The organism is Streptomyces sp. NPDC093097 (genome assembly GCF_044754325.1).
Taxonomy (GTDB): domain Bacteria; phylum Actinomycetota; class Actinomycetes; order Streptomycetales; family Streptomycetaceae; genus Streptomyces.
In genome coordinates this window covers 24,701-39,907 of sequence record NZ_JBIVOW010000016.1, presented here as the reverse complement: position 1 = coordinate 39,907, position 15,207 = coordinate 24,701, and the positions used below count along the sequence as shown (strand labels likewise).

General features: G+C 74.9%; 16 protein-coding genes. 6 read left to right on the top strand and 10 right to left on the bottom strand.

Annotated elements, in window-relative coordinates:
• Positions 1-24: 24 nt before the first annotated feature.
• The gene (locus tag ACIQE0_RS25230; protein ID WP_366331584.1) at positions 25-609 is read right to left on the bottom strand and encodes an NTP transferase domain-containing protein; all 585 of its coding nucleotides are present in this window, start codon (positions 607-609) and stop codon (positions 25-27) included.
• Positions 610-724: 115 nt separating this feature from the next.
• Positions 725-955 carry a hypothetical protein gene (locus ACIQE0_RS25225; protein ID WP_366331544.1) on the bottom strand — a complete coding sequence of 77 codons (231 nt, stop codon included), beginning with the start codon at positions 953-955 and terminating at the stop codon, positions 725-727.
• 505 nt (positions 956-1,460) lie between these two features.
• Between ACIQE0_RS25225 and ACIQE0_RS25220 the strand changes: the two genes are divergently transcribed.
• Positions 1,461-1,775, top strand: a complete 315-nt coding sequence (locus tag ACIQE0_RS25220) for a DUF5955 family protein (RefSeq protein ID WP_402336190.1) — start codon at positions 1,461-1,463, stop codon at positions 1,773-1,775.
• Between the two features lie 31 nt (positions 1,776-1,806).
• Here the strand turns inward: ACIQE0_RS25220 and ACIQE0_RS25215 are convergent, their stop codons facing one another.
• The gene (locus tag ACIQE0_RS25215; protein WP_366331545.1) at positions 1,807-2,610 is read right to left on the bottom strand and encodes an IclR family transcriptional regulator; all 804 of its coding nucleotides are present in this window, start codon (positions 2,608-2,610) and stop codon (positions 1,807-1,809) included.
• A 481-nt stretch (positions 2,611-3,091) separates the two neighbouring features.
• Here ACIQE0_RS25215 and allB point away from each other — a divergent pair, with 481 nt between their 5' ends.
• Positions 3,092-4,432, top strand: coding sequence for an allantoinase AllB (gene allB, locus ACIQE0_RS25210; protein WP_402336186.1), 1,341 nt, complete (start codon positions 3,092-3,094; stop codon positions 4,430-4,432).
• Between the two features lie 97 nt (positions 4,433-4,529).
• Here allB and ACIQE0_RS25205 read toward each other — a convergent pair whose 3' ends face one another.
• The 6 genes from ACIQE0_RS25205 to ACIQE0_RS25180 form a co-directional block, all read right to left on the bottom strand.
• A complete protein-coding gene (locus ACIQE0_RS25205) occupies positions 4,530-5,879 on the bottom strand; it encodes an inositol monophosphatase family protein (RefSeq protein ID WP_402336183.1) in 1,350 nt (449 codons plus the stop codon).
• Between the two features lie 46 nt (positions 5,880-5,925).
• On the bottom strand, positions 5,926-6,606 hold the full coding sequence (locus ACIQE0_RS25200; protein WP_402336180.1) for a transcriptional regulator: 681 nt from the start codon (positions 6,604-6,606) through the stop codon (positions 5,926-5,928).
• 105 nt (positions 6,607-6,711) lie between these two features.
• Positions 6,712-8,637, bottom strand: coding sequence for a beta-N-acetylglucosaminidase domain-containing protein (locus tag ACIQE0_RS25195; RefSeq protein WP_402336177.1), 1,926 nt, complete (start codon positions 8,635-8,637; stop codon positions 6,712-6,714).
• Between the two features lie 246 nt (positions 8,638-8,883).
• A complete protein-coding gene (locus ACIQE0_RS25190) occupies positions 8,884-9,078 on the bottom strand; it encodes a DUF6126 family protein (RefSeq protein WP_402336174.1) in 195 nt (64 codons plus the stop codon).
• A gap of 64 nt (positions 9,079-9,142) precedes the next feature.
• Positions 9,143-9,772 carry an XRE family transcriptional regulator gene (locus ACIQE0_RS25185; RefSeq protein ID WP_366331551.1) on the bottom strand — a complete coding sequence of 210 codons (630 nt, stop codon included), beginning with the start codon at positions 9,770-9,772 and terminating at the stop codon, positions 9,143-9,145.
• 77 nt (positions 9,773-9,849) lie between these two features.
• Positions 9,850-10,233 (bottom strand): VOC family protein, encoded by a 384-nt coding sequence (locus tag ACIQE0_RS25180; RefSeq protein WP_366331552.1) that lies wholly within the window; start codon positions 10,231-10,233, stop codon positions 9,850-9,852.
• A gap of 172 nt (positions 10,234-10,405) precedes the next feature.
• Between ACIQE0_RS25180 and ACIQE0_RS25175 the strand changes: the two genes are divergently transcribed.
• The 3 genes from ACIQE0_RS25175 (at position 10,406) to ACIQE0_RS25165 (ending at position 12,810) form a co-directional block, all read left to right on the top strand.
• Positions 10,406-10,837, top strand: coding sequence for a ribonuclease (locus tag ACIQE0_RS25175; protein WP_402336170.1), 432 nt, complete (start codon positions 10,406-10,408; stop codon positions 10,835-10,837).
• A 342-nt stretch (positions 10,838-11,179) separates the two neighbouring features.
• On the top strand, positions 11,180-11,848 hold the full coding sequence (locus ACIQE0_RS25170) for a 2-dehydro-3-deoxyphosphogluconate aldolase (RefSeq protein ID WP_366331554.1): 669 nt from the start codon (positions 11,180-11,182) through the stop codon (positions 11,846-11,848).
• Positions 11,849-11,967: 119 nt separating this feature from the next.
• Positions 11,968-12,810 (top strand): transporter substrate-binding domain-containing protein, encoded by an 843-nt coding sequence (locus ACIQE0_RS25165; RefSeq protein WP_402336166.1) that lies wholly within the window; start codon positions 11,968-11,970, stop codon positions 12,808-12,810.
• 39 nt (positions 12,811-12,849) lie between these two features.
• Here ACIQE0_RS25165 and ACIQE0_RS25160 read toward each other — a convergent pair whose 3' ends face one another.
• Positions 12,850-13,746 carry a LysR family transcriptional regulator gene (locus ACIQE0_RS25160; protein ID WP_402336164.1) on the bottom strand — a complete coding sequence of 299 codons (897 nt, stop codon included), beginning with the start codon at positions 13,744-13,746 and terminating at the stop codon, positions 12,850-12,852.
• Between the two features lie 61 nt (positions 13,747-13,807).
• Between ACIQE0_RS25160 and ACIQE0_RS25155 the strand changes: the two genes are divergently transcribed.
• Complete coding sequence (locus tag ACIQE0_RS25155) at positions 13,808-15,151, top strand: CynX/NimT family MFS transporter (protein ID WP_402336162.1); 1,344 nt, start codon at positions 13,808-13,810, stop codon at positions 15,149-15,151.
• Positions 15,152-15,207: the final 56 nt, after the last annotated feature.

Sequence of the window (15,207 nt, the reverse complement as noted above, 5' to 3'; positions counted from 1 at the left end):
CCGCCGCACCGCTCGCCCCGCCCGTCACTCCAGCCGCTTCAGATCCTCCGGCGTGTCGATGTCGTACGCCTCGGCCACATCGCCGCACTCGACGAGCGTCAACGCCTCGGCGTGGCACCGGAGATAGGCCCGCGCCCCGCGATCCCCCGCCGCGCTCGCCGCGACGTCCGCCCACCGGTCGGCGCCGAACAGTACCGGATGCCCCCGCTCGCCCCCGTACGCCGCGGCCGCCAGCGCCCCCCGCCCCGCGCTCGCGGCCGCGGCCGCCACCCTGGCCACCGCGTCGGCGCCGATGCCCGGCTGGTCGACCAGGGACACCACCACCGCGTCCGCCCCCGAACCGGCCAGCGCGGCCAGCCCCACCCGCAGCGAACCGCCCATGCCCGCCGCCCAGTCGGGGTTCACCGCCACGTCGTAGCCCGCCAGTTCGGCGCGGGCCAGGACGGTCTCCGCGGCCGCGCCCAAGACGATGTGCACCGGCCCGCAGCCGCCGTCCCGCAGGACGCGGGCGGCATGCTCGACCAAGGGGCGTCCCCGATAGTCGAGCAGTGCCTTCGGCCGGCCCCCCAGCCGCCGCCCGCCGCCCGCGGCGAGCACCAGCCCGGCCACCGTCCCCTCGGGCCGTGCGGCCCCCGTTCGCCCCCCGGCGCCTGCGCTCTCCCCTGGATGTGCCATGGGAACTGCTTACCTCATGGCGGCGCGCGGCGCCCCGTGCGGCCCGGACTCAGGCCGCGTCCCCCGCCGACCGCTGACGCGGGATCCGCGGTCGCAGCCGGTCCCGGAGCTGTTCCGTCCGCTCGTCCGCATGCCGGCGTTCGCTGACGTAACGGTGTATGTGCTCCTCGGTGATCTCGGATGCGTCGGTCAGGCCGTACGCCCGGCAGATGAGCTGGATGACGCTGATGCGCCGGGGGTCGGGGTTCGGGCCTGGGTGGGGGCCTGGGTTGGGCTCCATGGTCTTCTCCGCTCCTGTGATCCGGTGAGGTGCGATCCAGTGATATGCCGGATATTTCCCCGGAAGTGAGAATGCTCCATCGCGTCGCGCCATATCCCTTGTACGGGATACGCCCACGCCAACGGGCGGCCAGGGGAACGCACGTGCTGATACATGGTCGGCCGGTGTCCGGGTATTCGCGCGCGGGACGCGTACGCCGTGCGGGGCGTGCGCGAGAGGCGGGCGGGGCCCCAGGGGGCGGGGTGAAACCGGCCGCGGGGTCAGGGAATCGGAGGGTGGAGGGCGAAAACCGGCCAGGGGGTGGACGGGGCGCCGTGTGCCGCCTGCGACCTGCGGGTCTGGTGGGAAGTGCGCTTCCGTGCCGCGCGGAAGTCGCCGCCGGGCGGTTCGCGCCGGACCGGCCGGCGATACGGATTTTGGCTCTCCGTATGGCGCGGGTGGCGCAGAGTGGCGTTAACTGTCCCGAATCCCGGAACGGGCAATCGCCTTGGAGGGCGCCGTCGTTGTGGAACAGCTGGAGAGGGACAGTCGACCGGCCGGGGGCACCGGCGATCAGCGGGTGTGCGAGCTGCGCACGGCGGTGGCCCGGCTGCGCCGCCAACTGGCGGTGCTCCCCGGGGAGTTGCCGGACCGGCCGGCCGCCGACGAGGAGCTGGCCGCGCTGGACGCCATGATGAGCCACGGCCGGCCCGAGGTGGCCAGGATGCGCCGCTCGCTGCTGCTGATCGCCGGTGCGGTGGGATCGGTGAGCGCGCTGTCGTCGGCGCTGTCCGAGGTCCGTGAACGGATCGACTGCTTCGGCCGGTTGCCGAGGGGATGAGGCGGCTCCGGAGGGCCGCCCCACCCGGGCGTCACGCCGGCGTCTGGTTGGCCAGCGCCACCGACAGCTTGGCCGCGACGTCCTGGAGCACCGGGACGATCTTCTCCGTCGCGGCCTCCGTCACCCGCCCGGTCGGGCCGGAGATGGAGATCGCCGCGGAGGTGGGGGAGTTGGGCACCGGGACCGCCAGGCAGCGGACGCCGATCTCCTGTTCGTTGTCGTCCACGGCGTAGCCGAGGCGGCGGACCTCGGCGAGGGCGTCGAGGAAGCGGTCCGGGTCGGTGATGGTCTTCTCCGTCGCGGCGGGCATGCCCGTGCGGCCGAGCAGGGCGCGGACCTCCTCCGGCGGGTGGTCGGCCAGCAGGGCCTTGCCGACGCCGGTGGAGTGCGGCAGGACGCGGCGGCCGACCTCGGTGAACATCCGCACCGCGTGCCGGGAGGGCACCTGTGCGACGTAGACGATCTCGTCGCCGTCCAGCAGCGCCATGTTGGCGGTCTCGCCGGTCTCCTCCACCAGGCGGGCCAGGAAGGGCCGGGCCCAGGTGCCCAGCAGGCGCGAGGCGCTCTCGCCGAGGCGGATCAGGCGCGGGCCGAGCGCGTACCGGCGGTTGGGCTGCTGGCGGACGTAGCCGCAGGCGACCAGCGTGCGCATCAGGCGGTGGATGGTGGGCAGCGGGAGGCCGCTGCTGCCGGAGAGCTCGCTCAGACCGACCTCGCCGCCGGCATCGGCCATCCGCTCCAGCAGGTCGAAGGCGCGCTCAAGGGACTGGACCCCGCCGCTGGCGCCTGCTGGCTTGGCATCGGTGGCGGAGGTGCGGGCGCTGGACGGCGGCACGTCGCGTTCCTTTCGGGGCGGGTCGGATCGGCGTGAAGCTCTACGCCTTACGGGCGCCGGGCCCGACCGGAGCAGCCTACCGGTCGCACCGCGCGGGTACACCGCGTATCGCACACCCGTTCCCGCCGGTCAGCGAACGTGCGTCGCGGGGTGTCACGGCCTCGGGGGGCTCTCTCGGCGGTGCGGGCGACTCCCGTCGTGTTCTGCTGCGTGGAATCCGCTGTCCATTTTACGGAAATCCCGGCGTTCTCGGGGAGTCGTGCGCATCTTGGCTCGGCCGCCGCCGAGGGGTCTTGACGGGCCGGTGTCCGAAGTGAAGACTCGCTCAACAGTCTGTTGAATCGGACTCGTGAATTCCGCAGGCGCGGCGGTCCGTTCCGTCGCCCCGGATTCCGTGCCGGGGGCGGCGCGGCCCGCGGCAGCCGTCGTGCCCCGCACGCGCCGGCCCGCATTCGCGAAGCAACGATAGGGGAGGTACTGGGTGTCCGAATCAGAGCTGGTGCTGCGCTCCACGCGCGTCGTCACCCCCGAGGGGACACGCGCCGCGTCCGTCGCCGTCACGGACGGGAAGATCGTGGCCGTCCTGCCGCACGACGCCGAGGCCCCGGCCGGGGCCCGGGTGGTGGACCTCGGCGACGACGCCCTGCTGCCCGGCCTGGTGGACACCCACGTACACGTCAACGACCCCGGCCGCACCCACTGGGAGGGCTTCTGGACGGCCACCCGCGCCGCCGCGGCCGGCGGGATCACCACACTCGTGGACATGCCGCTCAACAGCCTCCCGCCCACCACCACCGTCGCCCACCTGGAGACCAAGCGGGAGGTGGCCCGCGCCAAGGCGCACATCGACGTCGGCTTCTGGGGCGGCGCCGTCCCCGGCAACGTCAAGGACCTGCGCCCGCTGCACGAGTCCGGCGTCTTCGGCTTCAAGTGCTTCCTGTCGCCCTCCGGCGTCGACGAGTTCCCGCAGCTCGACCAGGGCCAACTGGCGGCCGCGCTCGGCGAGATCGCCGGCTTCGGCGGACTGCTGATCGTGCACGCCGAGGACCCCGGCCACCTGGACGCCGCCCCCGAGGCGCGCGGCCCCAGGTACGCCGACTTCCTCGCCTCCCGCCCCCGGGCCTCCGAGAACGATGCCGTCGCCGGCCTGATCGACCTGGCCCGGAAGCTGGACGCGCGGGTGCATGTGCTGCACCTCTCCTCCGGCGACGCGCTGCCGATGGTCGCCGCCGCCCGCGCCGAGGGCGTACGGATCACCGTCGAGACCTGCCCGCACTTCCTCACCCTCACCGCCGAGGAAGTCCCCGACGGCGCAACGGAGTTCAAGTGCTGCCCGCCGATCCGCGAGGCCGGCAACCAGGACGCACTCTGGCAGGGCCTGGCCGACGGCACCATCGACTGCATCGTCTCCGACCACTCGCCCTCCACCGCCGACCTCAAGACCCCCGACTTCGGCACGGCCTGGGGCGGCATCTCCTCCCTCCAGCTCGGCCTGCCCGCCATCTGGACCGCCGCCCGCGAGCGCGGCCACACCCTGGACGACGTGGTCCGCTGGATGGCCGCGGCCCCGGCGCGCCTGGTCGGCCTCGACGCCAAGGGCGCCATCGCACTTGGCAGGGACGCCGACTTCGCGGTGCTGGCACCGGAGGAGACCTTCACCGTCGACCCGGCCGCACTCCAGCACCGCAACAAGATCACCGCCTACGCCGGCAGGACCTTCCACGGCGTGGTCCGCTCCACCTGGCTGCGCGGCCGGATGATCAACGACGGCGGCACGCTCGCCGAGCCCGGCGGCCAACTCCTCCAACGCCCGGGTGCATGACCCCAGTTGACCCGCACGGCACCCGCGGGACGAGAGGGGTGAACCGGTTGACCGCCCGCCACGGGCGGCCGGGCGGCCCACCCTCCTCTCCAGTCCGTCAGCGCTGTCCGGGCCGCCAGCCCGTCGCCGCCGCCCATGGCTCGGCGACCTCGATCACCAGGTCCACCACCGGGTCCTTGACGTCGGCGTACGCGCCGATTTCGGGGACCCGGTGCGCCAGCTCCCGCTTGAACCGGGCGTACGCCGGCACCGTCTCCGGATGCGCCCGGAACCAGTCGCGGAAGAGCAGCGCCAGCCGCTCGTTGGGCGAACCCGTCCGCCGCACATGGAGGTTGGCATCGGGCCCCGGCCCGCCGCGCCGCGACCAGAACCGCTTCGCCCACCGCTTTGGATCGTCCGTCCGGCCCGCCGGGACGTGATCGCGCAGATACGGGGCCGCGACGAACCCCGCCCCGGCCAGCGGCCCGCCGAAGGCCCGCGCCGCCTCCGCCAGATCCGCCACGCTCACCTGGAGGTCGAAGACCGGCTTGGCGGCCATCCCCGGCACCGAGGTGCTCCCGATGTGCTCCGCTCGCAGCGCCAACGGCCCCAGCAGCGCCCGCATCCCCTCCGCCAGCGCCACCCCCTCGTCCGCCCAGCCGGGATCGGGATCGGCCACCACCGGCTTCGGCTCATGGGCGCCCGCCTCCGCCACCAGCGCCACGAACCCCTCGTGCAGCGGCCCGTTGGTGACCAGCACCGAACCGTCGCCGGTCAGCACCGGCGCGCCGCCCAGATCCGTCACCCGGCCGCCCGCCTCCGCCACGACCACCGACAGCGCGGCACGCTCCCCGTACTCCACCGGCCCGGTGCTCAGCCAGGCGTCCGCCCGGCCGGTGGCCACGTCCGGCACTCCGCCCCCGGAGGCCACCAGTGCCACCTTCCGGTGCACCGCCGTCAGCAGCGCCTCCGGCCAGCCCGCCGGGCCGTCCGTCAGCGTCCGGGCGCCCGTCAGCTCCGCGCGCCCGCTCGTCCGCACCGGACGGCCGTCCGCACCCTCCGCGGCGTCCCCGACCGACAGCCGGCAGCCCAGTCCCCGCCCGGCCGCCACCGTCCGCCCCGCCAGCGGGAGATGGACCACGCCGACCACCGGCCCGGAGGCGTCCTCATACGCCAGACAGAGCGGCCCGCCGGCCTCCTCGGCGCCGGGCGGCGGGCCGATGACCCAGCGCGGACCGGCCGGCCCCGGGCGCAGCATGCCCGCCCCGCCGCACACCGCGACGTCCGGGAACGCGGCCGCCAGCTCCGTCCGCAGGAACTCCGGCACCGCCAGCGCGCCGCCCGCCTCGCCGTCCACGCCCGGCGCCCGCGCCGCCGCCCGGTGCTCCGCGGCGATCCGCCGGCCCGCCCGCGACGCCAGCCGCACCGCGAACGCCAGCGCCTCCCGGTCCGTCATCCGTGCCCCCACCGCTGCCCCTCCTCGCCCTGATCCGTCCCGCCATGCGGGAAACGGATCACTCCGCCAGCGAGTTCCAGAACATCGCCTCGTATGCCTGAAGGAGTCGCCCGTAGCGGTGCGCCACCTCGGGCCGAGCCTGCCCGGTGTCGAGGCCCTGCTGCACCGCCGCCCGCGCCCCGGCCGCCAGCTCCGGCGCCGGCTCGGCGAACAGCGCGAAGAACCCGCCGGCCGCCTCGGGGAAGCCGTAGTGCTCCCGCAGCGCGGTACGGACGACGGCGCAGTAGCCGCTCCAGGCCGCGAAGTTGGCGGTGAGAGCGATCACCGCGTCGGCGGGCTCGGCGGCCAGCGCCAGCCGGGCGGTGTAGGACGGGAACGCCTGGCAGCCGGGGCGCGGCCGGTACTCGGCGATCTCCCGGTCGGTGAGTCCGCAGGCGTCCGCCAGGGCGGCCAGCCGCGCCAGCGCCAGGGTCTCCCCCTCGACGAGCAGGTCGAAGAAGTCCGCCACCGGCGGATCGCCGTCCGCACGGCGCGCCAGGTGCTGGAAGCTGAGCCGGTCGGAGGCGATGACCTGGTGCTGCTCCAGGGCCAGGGTGGCGAACACCGAGCGCGGCGCCACTCCCGCGCCGATCCGTTGGACGAGCGGGTTGGCGCCGTCCTTCGGGGCGAGCACGCGGACCGCCTCGTCGAGGACGGCGACGGCGCTGGGACGCGGGGCGCCGAGGGGAGTGTGGGCCATGGCGGTGTCCTCCGTGGGGAGCGCGGCGGTGGCCGGGGCCTCAGGGTAGGCCCCGGCCACCGCCGCGGGAGGGAGGCGGCCCGCCTCCGACGGTGCCGGATCACCTCATCGCGCGTGCCGCTCCGCCAGCGCGCGGGCGACGAAGGAGTCCAGCACCCCGTCGCCGACCACCACCGGGATCCGCTTCCCCTTCATGTCCACATAGACGTACGACGTGGCCTTCTGCACCAACCCCGGGATGCGTGCCCGCAGTTGCCGGGCCGTCGCCGCATCGCCCGCCCGGGTCGCCTGGACCAGCCGCAGGGCGTCGCGCGCCGCCACCGCCCAGGCCCGGGTGGCGTCCAGCCACGGCGCGCTGTCGCGGACGAAGCCGCGGTCGGCGAGGCGGGCGCGCAGCACGCCCGGCGCGTCCCCCAGGGCGCGCAGCACCGCGTCCAGTCGCCGCGCGCCGCCGTCCTTCCAGAACCGGTCGAGGGCGGCGGCCAGTTCGGGTGCCTGCTGCGGGTTGATGGCGGAGGTGTAGTTGACGTCCGCGAAGGCCCGCAGTGCGCGGGCGGTACGGGCGTCGCCGCCGGCCAGCTCCGCCAGGGCCGTGTTCCAGGAGGCCCGCGCGCGGTACGCCCCGTCGTTCCAGGCGTAGTCCGCGAAGGTGGCCAGGGCGAGCTTGGACGCGGCGGGCTGGATCATCGGGTTGGCGGTGATCCCGGCGAGCTGGGCGGGCAGCCCGGGGCCGCGCTGGTTGAACGGGCCGAGCATCAGCCGCTTGGTGACGTAGTCGTTGACCGGGTAGTTGTCCCAGATCAGGATCGGGTGCCCGAAGACCTGCCGGGCCTGCTTGGCCTGTGCGGCGGTGATGGCGGGCGCGAGCACGGCCACGCCCGTCCACTCCACCACGACGTTCCGGTCCAGTTTGGCGGCGAGTGCGGCCTTGTACGGCGTCGCCTTGAGGTCGTGGTACTCGGTCGGCACCATCTGGAGCGGCCGGGCCCCCGGATGGCGGGCGATGAACTCCTGGTTGACGCGGTTGAGCAGCTGGGCCTGGGCGGTGCCGGCCGCCCCGCCGCCGGTCCCGAACTTCTCCTTGTCCGCCGCGCAGTTCCACGTGGTGTAGCTGATGTCGTCCAGCGGCACCGCGAAGGTCCGCACCCCGATGTCCCACAGGGTCCCGAACTTGGCGGTCAGCGCCTTGACGTCGGCGTCCGAGGAGTAGCAGACGGACAGGCCGGGGGAGAGCGCGTAGGTGAACTCCACATGCCGGGCCCGGGCCCGGTCCACCAACTCCTTGATCTGGTCCAGTTGCTGTGCGGGGTAGGGGTCGCGCCACTTCTCCCGTAGGTAGGCGTCGTCCTTGGGGGTGTAGACGTAGAGGTTCATCTTGTGCCGGGCGGCGAAGTCGAGCTGGTCCAGGCGGGCGGCGTGGGACCACGGGGTGCCGTAGAAGCCCTCGACGACACCGCGGAGCGGGGTCGCCGGCCAGTCCCGTACGGCGGTGCCGCGGATCTGGGCGCCCGGGCGGGCGCGGTGCGGCAGCAGCTGACTCAGGGTCTGGGCGGCGTGGTAGGTACCGGCGGCGTCCTTGCCGGCCAGCGCGATCCGGCCGCTGCCCGCGGCCAGTGCGTAGCCCTCCGCGGGAAGCCCGGCGGTGCCGGACGCCCCCAGCTCCCGCAGGGCGCGGGCGGCGTCGGGCCCGTCCACGTAGACGGTCAGCCGCCCGCCTTTGGGGGCGGCCCGACCGACCCGGAGGACGTGCTGGGCGCCGGCGGCCCGTAGGGACTTGGTGACCAGTGCCAGCGTCGGGGCGTCGGCTCCCGGGCGGGCGACCAGGGCCACGGTCGGGGTGATGGTGAGGTGGTCGGAGCGGTCGTGGACGGATCGCGGGACGGGGGAGAGGGCGGCGGTCGCGGGGCCGGTCCGGGCCCCGCCGGACCCTGGGGCCGGCGCGGTACGGGGCGGTCCCGCCGCCCCCGCCAGGGGGACCACGGCGAGGGCCACGGCGAGGGTGGTGGCGGCCGCGGTGCGCGTACGGTGCATCCTTCGGACCTCCTCGGTGTGACGGGCTTCACGGAGGAGTGTGCTGTGTGCGGCGCGCCGGGGGAATGGCGCGGGGCGAGGCGCGGCACCGGGGTTCACCCGATCGCGGGGCGGGACGGGCGGGGACCGGCCCGCCCGTCGAACTCCCGTCTGCCGTCCGAGGCTTGGTCCGCATGCGCGGCGCAGCGGGCGGCGGCCCTCCCGTATGCCCAGTACAGGGGGCCGCCGCCGGTGTGCGGACGGGCTCTAGCGGGTCTTGGCGGCGTACACCAGCAGGCTCATGAAGGCCAGCAGGACGTGGGTGGCGACGACGTAGATGAAGACCCGTACGTAGACACCGCGCGGTGGCTTGTTCTCGACGTAGCGACGGGAGTCGGGGGCGTCGGCTGCGGGCCCGGTGGCCGGGGAGGCGGACGAGGCGGGGGTGGTGGGGTCGGGCACGGCGGATCGACCTTCCCTTCCGGAACGGTGGAGTAGGCGGTGGGTGGCGGAGGGCGGTGCGGGGTCAGCCGCCGCGGGGGTGCCGCGCGCTGTCGCCCAGGCACAGCGCGGCGGCGCCGCTCTGCAGCAGGGTGTGGACGAACAGCAGCTCCACCCCGCCGGGCGCGGCGGCCGCGAGTCGGTGCGGGGTGAGTGAGTCGAAGTGCGCGGCGTCGCCCGGGTCCAGCAGGTGCACCGCCTCGCCGAGGGAGAGCCGCAGGCGTCCCTTGAGGACGTAGAGCCACTCCTCGCCGGGGTGCACCCGGACCAGGTCGCCCTGCGCCCGCTGCGGCACGTGGACCCGCAGTGCCTGCATGGCGCGTCCGGCGTCGCCCATGGTCCAGTACGTCCAGCCGCCGGCCTCGGAGGGCTCGGCGCGGTCGGCCCGCAGGATCGGGTCCCGCTCCGGGGCGGTCTCGCCGAGCAGGTCGGATACCGTTGTCTGGTACGTCCGTGCCAGCGCCAGCAGCATCGGCAGCGATGGTTGCCGCTGACCGGTCTCCAGCCGTGACAGGTGGGCGGGGGACAGGCCCACCCGTCGGGCCGCGGTCTCCAGCGTGAGCCCGTTGCGCCGCCGCAGGTCGCGCAGGCGCGGGGCGACGGTGGACAGCTCTTCCGGGGTGAGGCCGGCGGGCTGGTCGGGGAGCTCGGTCATGCTTCCGGTATAGCCAGCTTTCGCCTCTCAGGCAAAAGTTTTGCCTGAGAGGCAAAGAGCGGAGGGTCAGTCCGCGGTCACTGTGCGTCCTGGGGGTACCAGCGCAGCTCGACGGTGTTGCCGTCCGGGTCGGCGACGTAGATCGACTGTGCGTCGCCCCGGGCGCCGTACCGGCCGACCGGGCCCTCCAGCACGGTGAAGGCGCCGGAGTCGATGACCTCCTGCCAGTCCAGCGGGTCGACGACCAGGCAGATGTGGTCCACGTTGGTGCCGGCGCGGTCGCCGGTGATCAGGTCGATGATGGTGCCCGGGCTCACCCGCACCGACGGGAACGGGGCCTGGCCGGCCCGCCACTCGTCCACCCGGACCGGCTCCAGGCCGAGCGGCCCGCAGTAGAAGTCCAGGGAGCGCTCGATGTCCTGCACCGTGAGCACCAGGTGGTCGAAGTCCTTGACGCGCATGGGGAGTTCCTCCTGTGGGGTTGTCGACGGGTGGGGCGGGTGGCGTGCGGGCGACGGGCGGGGGACAAAGAGGGCGTCTTGCGGTGACGGTGCGGGGTCCCTGTGAACTCCCGGGAAACTTCCGCTCCTTGGCGTTGACAGGGGCACGTCTACGCGCGTCATTCTGGTGCACATGAGAATCCCCCCACGGATCACCCGGATCGGCGCCGCGGGCGCCCTCGCCTCGGCCCTCCTCCTCGGCGGTACGGCGGTCGCCGCGACGCCCGCCGCCCCGACGCACCACGCCGCGGTCCACGCCGCGGCCGTCCACATCAACTCGGTCGGCAACGTCTGTTATTCCAAGCTGCCGTCCCAGGCGCACGACACCCTCGACCTGATCGCCAAGGGTGGCCCCTACCCGTACCCGAAGGACGGCACGGTCTTCGACAACCGCGAGGGCGTGCTGCCGTCCCAGAGCCGCGGCTACTACCACGAGTACACCGTGGTCACGCCGGGCTCGCCGGACCGCGGTGCCCGGCGCATCGTCGCCGGTCAGGAGGAGCAGGAGGACTACTACACGTCCGACCACTACGCGACCTTCAACCTCGTCGACTTCAGCTGCTGACGCTGAGGGGCGGGGCGCCGCGCGAGCGGTGCGCATGGCGGCCGGGGTGCCCACGCACCCCGGCCGCCGTCGTGCTCCCCGGTGTCCGCGGTCCCACCTGCCACTTCTCCCACTCCTCCGTCCATTCTCGGCAGAAGGGGCGCACAGGGGGCGCACCCCGCGAGAGGATTGTCAGTGGTTGCCGGTAGCGTTTCGGTAGAAACGAGGAGTGGGCGGGCATCGGCGGCATACGGGCCATGAGCGGTCAGCCGGCGCGGCACGCCCCGAGGAAGTGCTGGGTCTGTCGTGGGCCGCGTCACCGCGGCGAGGGCGTCGAAAGACGAGGAAGGACGGCGAACTGCCGTGTATCGCTGGGAGATCACCCGGGCCGCACTGGCGCAGCGCGTCTTCGCCATCGTCCGCGGCAGGACGTACGACGAGGCGAGCGCCACCGCCGACACCCTGCTGTCGGCCGGCATCACGAGCCTGGAGATATCCCTCACCACACCCTTCGCGCTGGAGGCGGTCACCACCCTCAGCCGCGAGCTGGGCGACGACGCGGTCATCGGCGCCGGCACGGTCCTTGACGCCGCATCGGCCCGGATGGCGGTGGACGCCGGCGCCCGCTATCTGGTCGCCCCCAGCCTGGACGCCTCGGTGATCCGCACCGGCCACCGCTACGGCGTCCCGGTCTTCGCCGGTGTCTCCACGCCCACCGAGATCGTGCGCGGCCTGGAGCTGGGCGCGGACGCCCTCAAGCTGTTCCCGGCCGCCGACCACCACCCCTCCTGGATCAGCGACGTCCGCGCCGCCCTCCCGCAGGCGCCGCTGGTGCCCACGGGCGGGGTGACGACCGAGACCGCCCCGGAGTGGATAGCCGCCGGCGCGGTCGCGGTGGGCATGGGCGCGGCCCTCTCGGAGGGCGACCGCGAGACGGTGGCCAAGCGCGCCGCCGACCTCCTGGCCCGGCTCGCCGACGCGGTGCCCGAGCAGCCCGGCGAGTCCACCGCGGCGGATCCGTACGGCGCCTGACGGGGAGGCGGCGGCCCGCGCGCGCCGGCGGCCGTCCCACGGACCGGGCGGGGGCTTCACCCGGCCGCCGCGCTCTGCCACCCTGAGCGCTTCGGCCACCTGATCAGGAGTCAGCCACGATGAAGCGCGCCGCGACCCTCCCCGCCCTCGCCTGCCTGCTCGCCGTCACCGCCGCCGCCCCGGCGGTCTCCTACGCCTCCGCCCCGGCCGCGGGCACCGCCACCGCGGCCGCCGCCCAGCGCGCCAAGCGGCCCGCCACGCTCCTGGACACCGTCCCGCGCCGCGGGGTGCTGCGGGTGTGCACCACCGGCGACTACCGCCCCTTCACCCACCGCGACCCCGCCACCGGCCGCTACGACGGCGTGGACATCGACATGGCCCGGGACCTCGCCAAGAGCCTTGACGCCACGCCCCGTTACGTCCCCACGACCTGGTCCGGGCTGGTCGGCGACCTGGCGTCCGGCCGCTGCGACATCGGCATGGGAGGCGTCTCGATCACCCTGGCCCGCGCCCGGTCCGTCGCCTTCAGCGAGCCGACCCGCACCGACGGCAAGACCCCCATCGTCCGCTGCGCCGACCAGGAAAAGTACCGGACCCTGGACCAGATCGACCGGCCCGGCACCCGCGTCGTGGTCAACCCCGGCGGCACCAACGAGCAGTTCGCCCGCGCCCACCTGAAGCGGGCCACCCTCACCGTCCACCCGGACAACACCACGATCTTCGACGAGATCATCGCCGGCCGCGCCGACGTGATGATGACCGACGCCAGCGAGACGCGCTACCAGGCGAAGATCCACCCCGAACTGTGCGCGGTCCACCCGGACCAGCCGTTCACCTTCTCCGAGAAGGCCTACGCACTGCCCCGCGGCGACGAGCAGTTCACGGCGTACGTGAACCAGTGGGTGCACCTGGCCACGCACGACGGGACGTACCGGAAGTACGAGGACGCCTGGATGAAGTAGCGGCCGGGCGGCGGGCCGGGCCGGCCGGCTGACGGGCGGTCACGCGGGCGGTGGCCCGGCCTGCCGGACCGCCTCGACCGCGTCGCGCAGCGCGGTGCGGTGGTCGTCCGCACGCCAGGCCAGCGCCAGTCGGCTGGGGGGCAGACCGCCGACGGGCCGGGCGACCACGCCGGGACGCTGGTAGATCGCGGCGTTCCCGGCGGCCAGGAGAACCACCCCCAGCCCCTCCTCCACCGCCTCGAACGTCTCGTCCGCACCGGAGACCACGGCGCCGATCCGCACCGGCCGGCCGTCGCGCTCGGAGACCGCGAGCCAGTGGTCGCGCAGGGCGCCCGCGCTCTCCGGAAGCGCGAGGAACGGCTCGTCCAGCAGCGCGGCGAACGGGACCTCGGCGGCGTCCGCGAGCCGGTGCCCGGCCGGCAGCGCCACCCACCGCGGCTCGGTGGCCACCACCTCGACGGCGAACGCCTCCTGCTCCGGGAACGGCAGCCACAGCAGCGCCAGGTCGGCGGTGCCGTCGGCGAGCCCGGCGGTGCCGTCGTCCCAGGCGATCTGCCGTACCCGTATGCGCCAGTTGGGGCGGCGCTCGGCGAACCGCGCCCGGATGGCGGGGAGAAGACCGCGGCCCACACTGGTGGAGACCCCCAGGGTCAGCACGGCGGCCTCGGCGGCGGCCGCGTCGCTCACCGCCCGCTGGGTCTCGTCCCAGAGGCCGAGGACCTCCCGCGCCCGGGGCAGCAGCGCGGCGCCGGCCTCGGTGAGCGTCACCGTGCGCCGGTCGCGCTGGAAGAGCCGGACCCGCAGGCCCGTCTCCAGCTGGCGGATCTGCTTGCTGAGCGCCGGCTGCGAGATGAAGAGCCGCTCGGCGGCGCGGGTGAAGTTCAACTCCTCGGCGGTGGCGAGGAAGTAGCGGAGATCGCGGAGATGGGCGTCCATAACCTCTGGCTATCAGAAAGTGTCTTGGACGGGGGCCGGAACGCGGCCGCAGGATCACTTCATGACCTCCTCGTCGCAGCACCAACTCCCCTCCACCGGCCCCGTCTTGGCCGGCCGCTCGGCGTCCGCGCCCGCGTCCGGGGCCGCCTCCCGCAGCCGTTGGGGCCGTCTGATCGCCACCGTCGTGGTGACCATCGCGGCCGTCACCCCCGGCCTGATGGCACCCGCCCTGGCAGCGCCCGTCCAGCGCTCGCTGCACCTCTCCGGCACCGCCTTCGGCGCCGCCGTCACCTGCTTCTTCGCCTTCACCGCGGTGGGCTCCTCGGCGGCCCGCCGGATCGTGCCGCGGGTGCCGGTCCGGGCCGTGCTCGGCGCCGGCGCCCTGGTGGCGGCCGCGGTCCTGGCCGGGCTGGCGATGGCCGGGCAGCTGTGGCAGCTCTGCCTGCTGCTGGCCGTCGCCGGGCTCGGCAACGCCTTCACCCAGCCGGTCGCGGCCCGGGTGATCGCCGCCGACATCGCGCCGCGGCGGCACTCCTTCGCCGGCGGCCTCTTCGGCGCCTCGCTCGGCGCCGGACCGTTCCTCCCCGGGCTGCTGGTGGCGCTGATCGCGGCCCCGTACGGCTGGCGGCCGGCCCTGTGGACCGCGGCCGGACTGGCCCTGCTCACGCTGATCGTGGCGGCGCTGGCCCGCCCGGCCCGGTCCGGGGCGGCCGCCCCGGAGACGCGGCGGACCCCCGCCGCTCCGACCGGACGGGCCGACGCCCCCTCGCCGCGCACCGTCGGCCGGGTCGTGTCCGCCTGGACCGCCGCCGCGGCCCTGGGCAGCGTCGGCACCAACGTCGGTGCGGCGTACTTCATCCAGATCGGCACCTCCTCCGGGTTCGTCGCCGGCACCGCCGGCACGCTCCAGATGCTGGCCAGCGTCCTGGGCATCGCGGTCCGCCTCGGCGCGGGCGTCCTGGCCGACCGGGCGCCGCACCGGATCCCGTGGACCGTCGCCCTGATGATGCTCACCGGCACCGCCGGGCTCGCCACGATCGTCGCCGGCACCCCGGTCTCGTTCCTGATCGGCGCGCTGCTCGCGGTGGCCGGCGGCTGGGGCTGGACCGGGCTGCTGCTCGCCGCCACCATGCGGCTGCTGCCCGGGGAGAGCGCCCGGGCCGGGGCGGCGATGCAGGGCGGGCTGTTCGCCGGCGCCGCCGTCGGACCGCTGTCGTTCGGCGCGCTCTCCGCCCACCTCGGCATCCCGGCGACGGTCGGCATCGCCGCGGTCGGTCCGCTGCTGGGCGCGCTGCTGCTGACCGTCGGGATCCGGGCGCTGGCCAAGGACGCGGCGCGCCGCCCGGCCGCGGGCGCGTCCGAGCCCATGGCGGCCATCCGGGCGGACGAGCCCCAGGACCGGTGACCGCCCGCCCACGACCGGCCAGGTATTCCGCACCGCCCCTGCCCCACCCGCCCGCG

Coding starts and splice junctions, on each gene's coding strand:
- ACIQE0_RS25165 (WP_402336166.1), top strand. CDS start 11,968: ATGAAGCGCGCCGCGACCCTCCCCGCCCTCGCCTGCCTGCTCGCCGTC.
- ACIQE0_RS25175 (WP_402336170.1), top strand. CDS start 10,406: ATGAGAATCCCCCCACGGATCACCCGGATCGGCGCCGCGGGCGCCCTC.
- ACIQE0_RS25195 (WP_402336177.1), bottom strand. CDS start 8,637: ATGCACCGTACGCGCACCGCGGCCGCCACCACCCTCGCCGTGGCCCTC.
- ACIQE0_RS25160 (WP_402336164.1), bottom strand. CDS start 13,746: ATGGACGCCCATCTCCGCGATCTCCGCTACTTCCTCGCCACCGCCGAG.
- ACIQE0_RS25185 (WP_366331551.1), bottom strand. CDS start 9,772: ATGACCGAGCTCCCCGACCAGCCCGCCGGCCTCACCCCGGAAGAGCTG.
- ACIQE0_RS25180 (WP_366331552.1), bottom strand. CDS start 10,233: ATGCGCGTCAAGGACTTCGACCACCTGGTGCTCACGGTGCAGGACATC.
- ACIQE0_RS25200 (WP_402336180.1), bottom strand. CDS start 6,606: ATGGCCCACACTCCCCTCGGCGCCCCGCGTCCCAGCGCCGTCGCCGTC.
- ACIQE0_RS25225 (WP_366331544.1), bottom strand. CDS start 955: ATGGAGCCCAACCCAGGCCCCCACCCAGGCCCGAACCCCGACCCCCGG.
- ACIQE0_RS25155 (WP_402336162.1), top strand. CDS start 13,808: ATGACCTCCTCGTCGCAGCACCAACTCCCCTCCACCGGCCCCGTCTTG.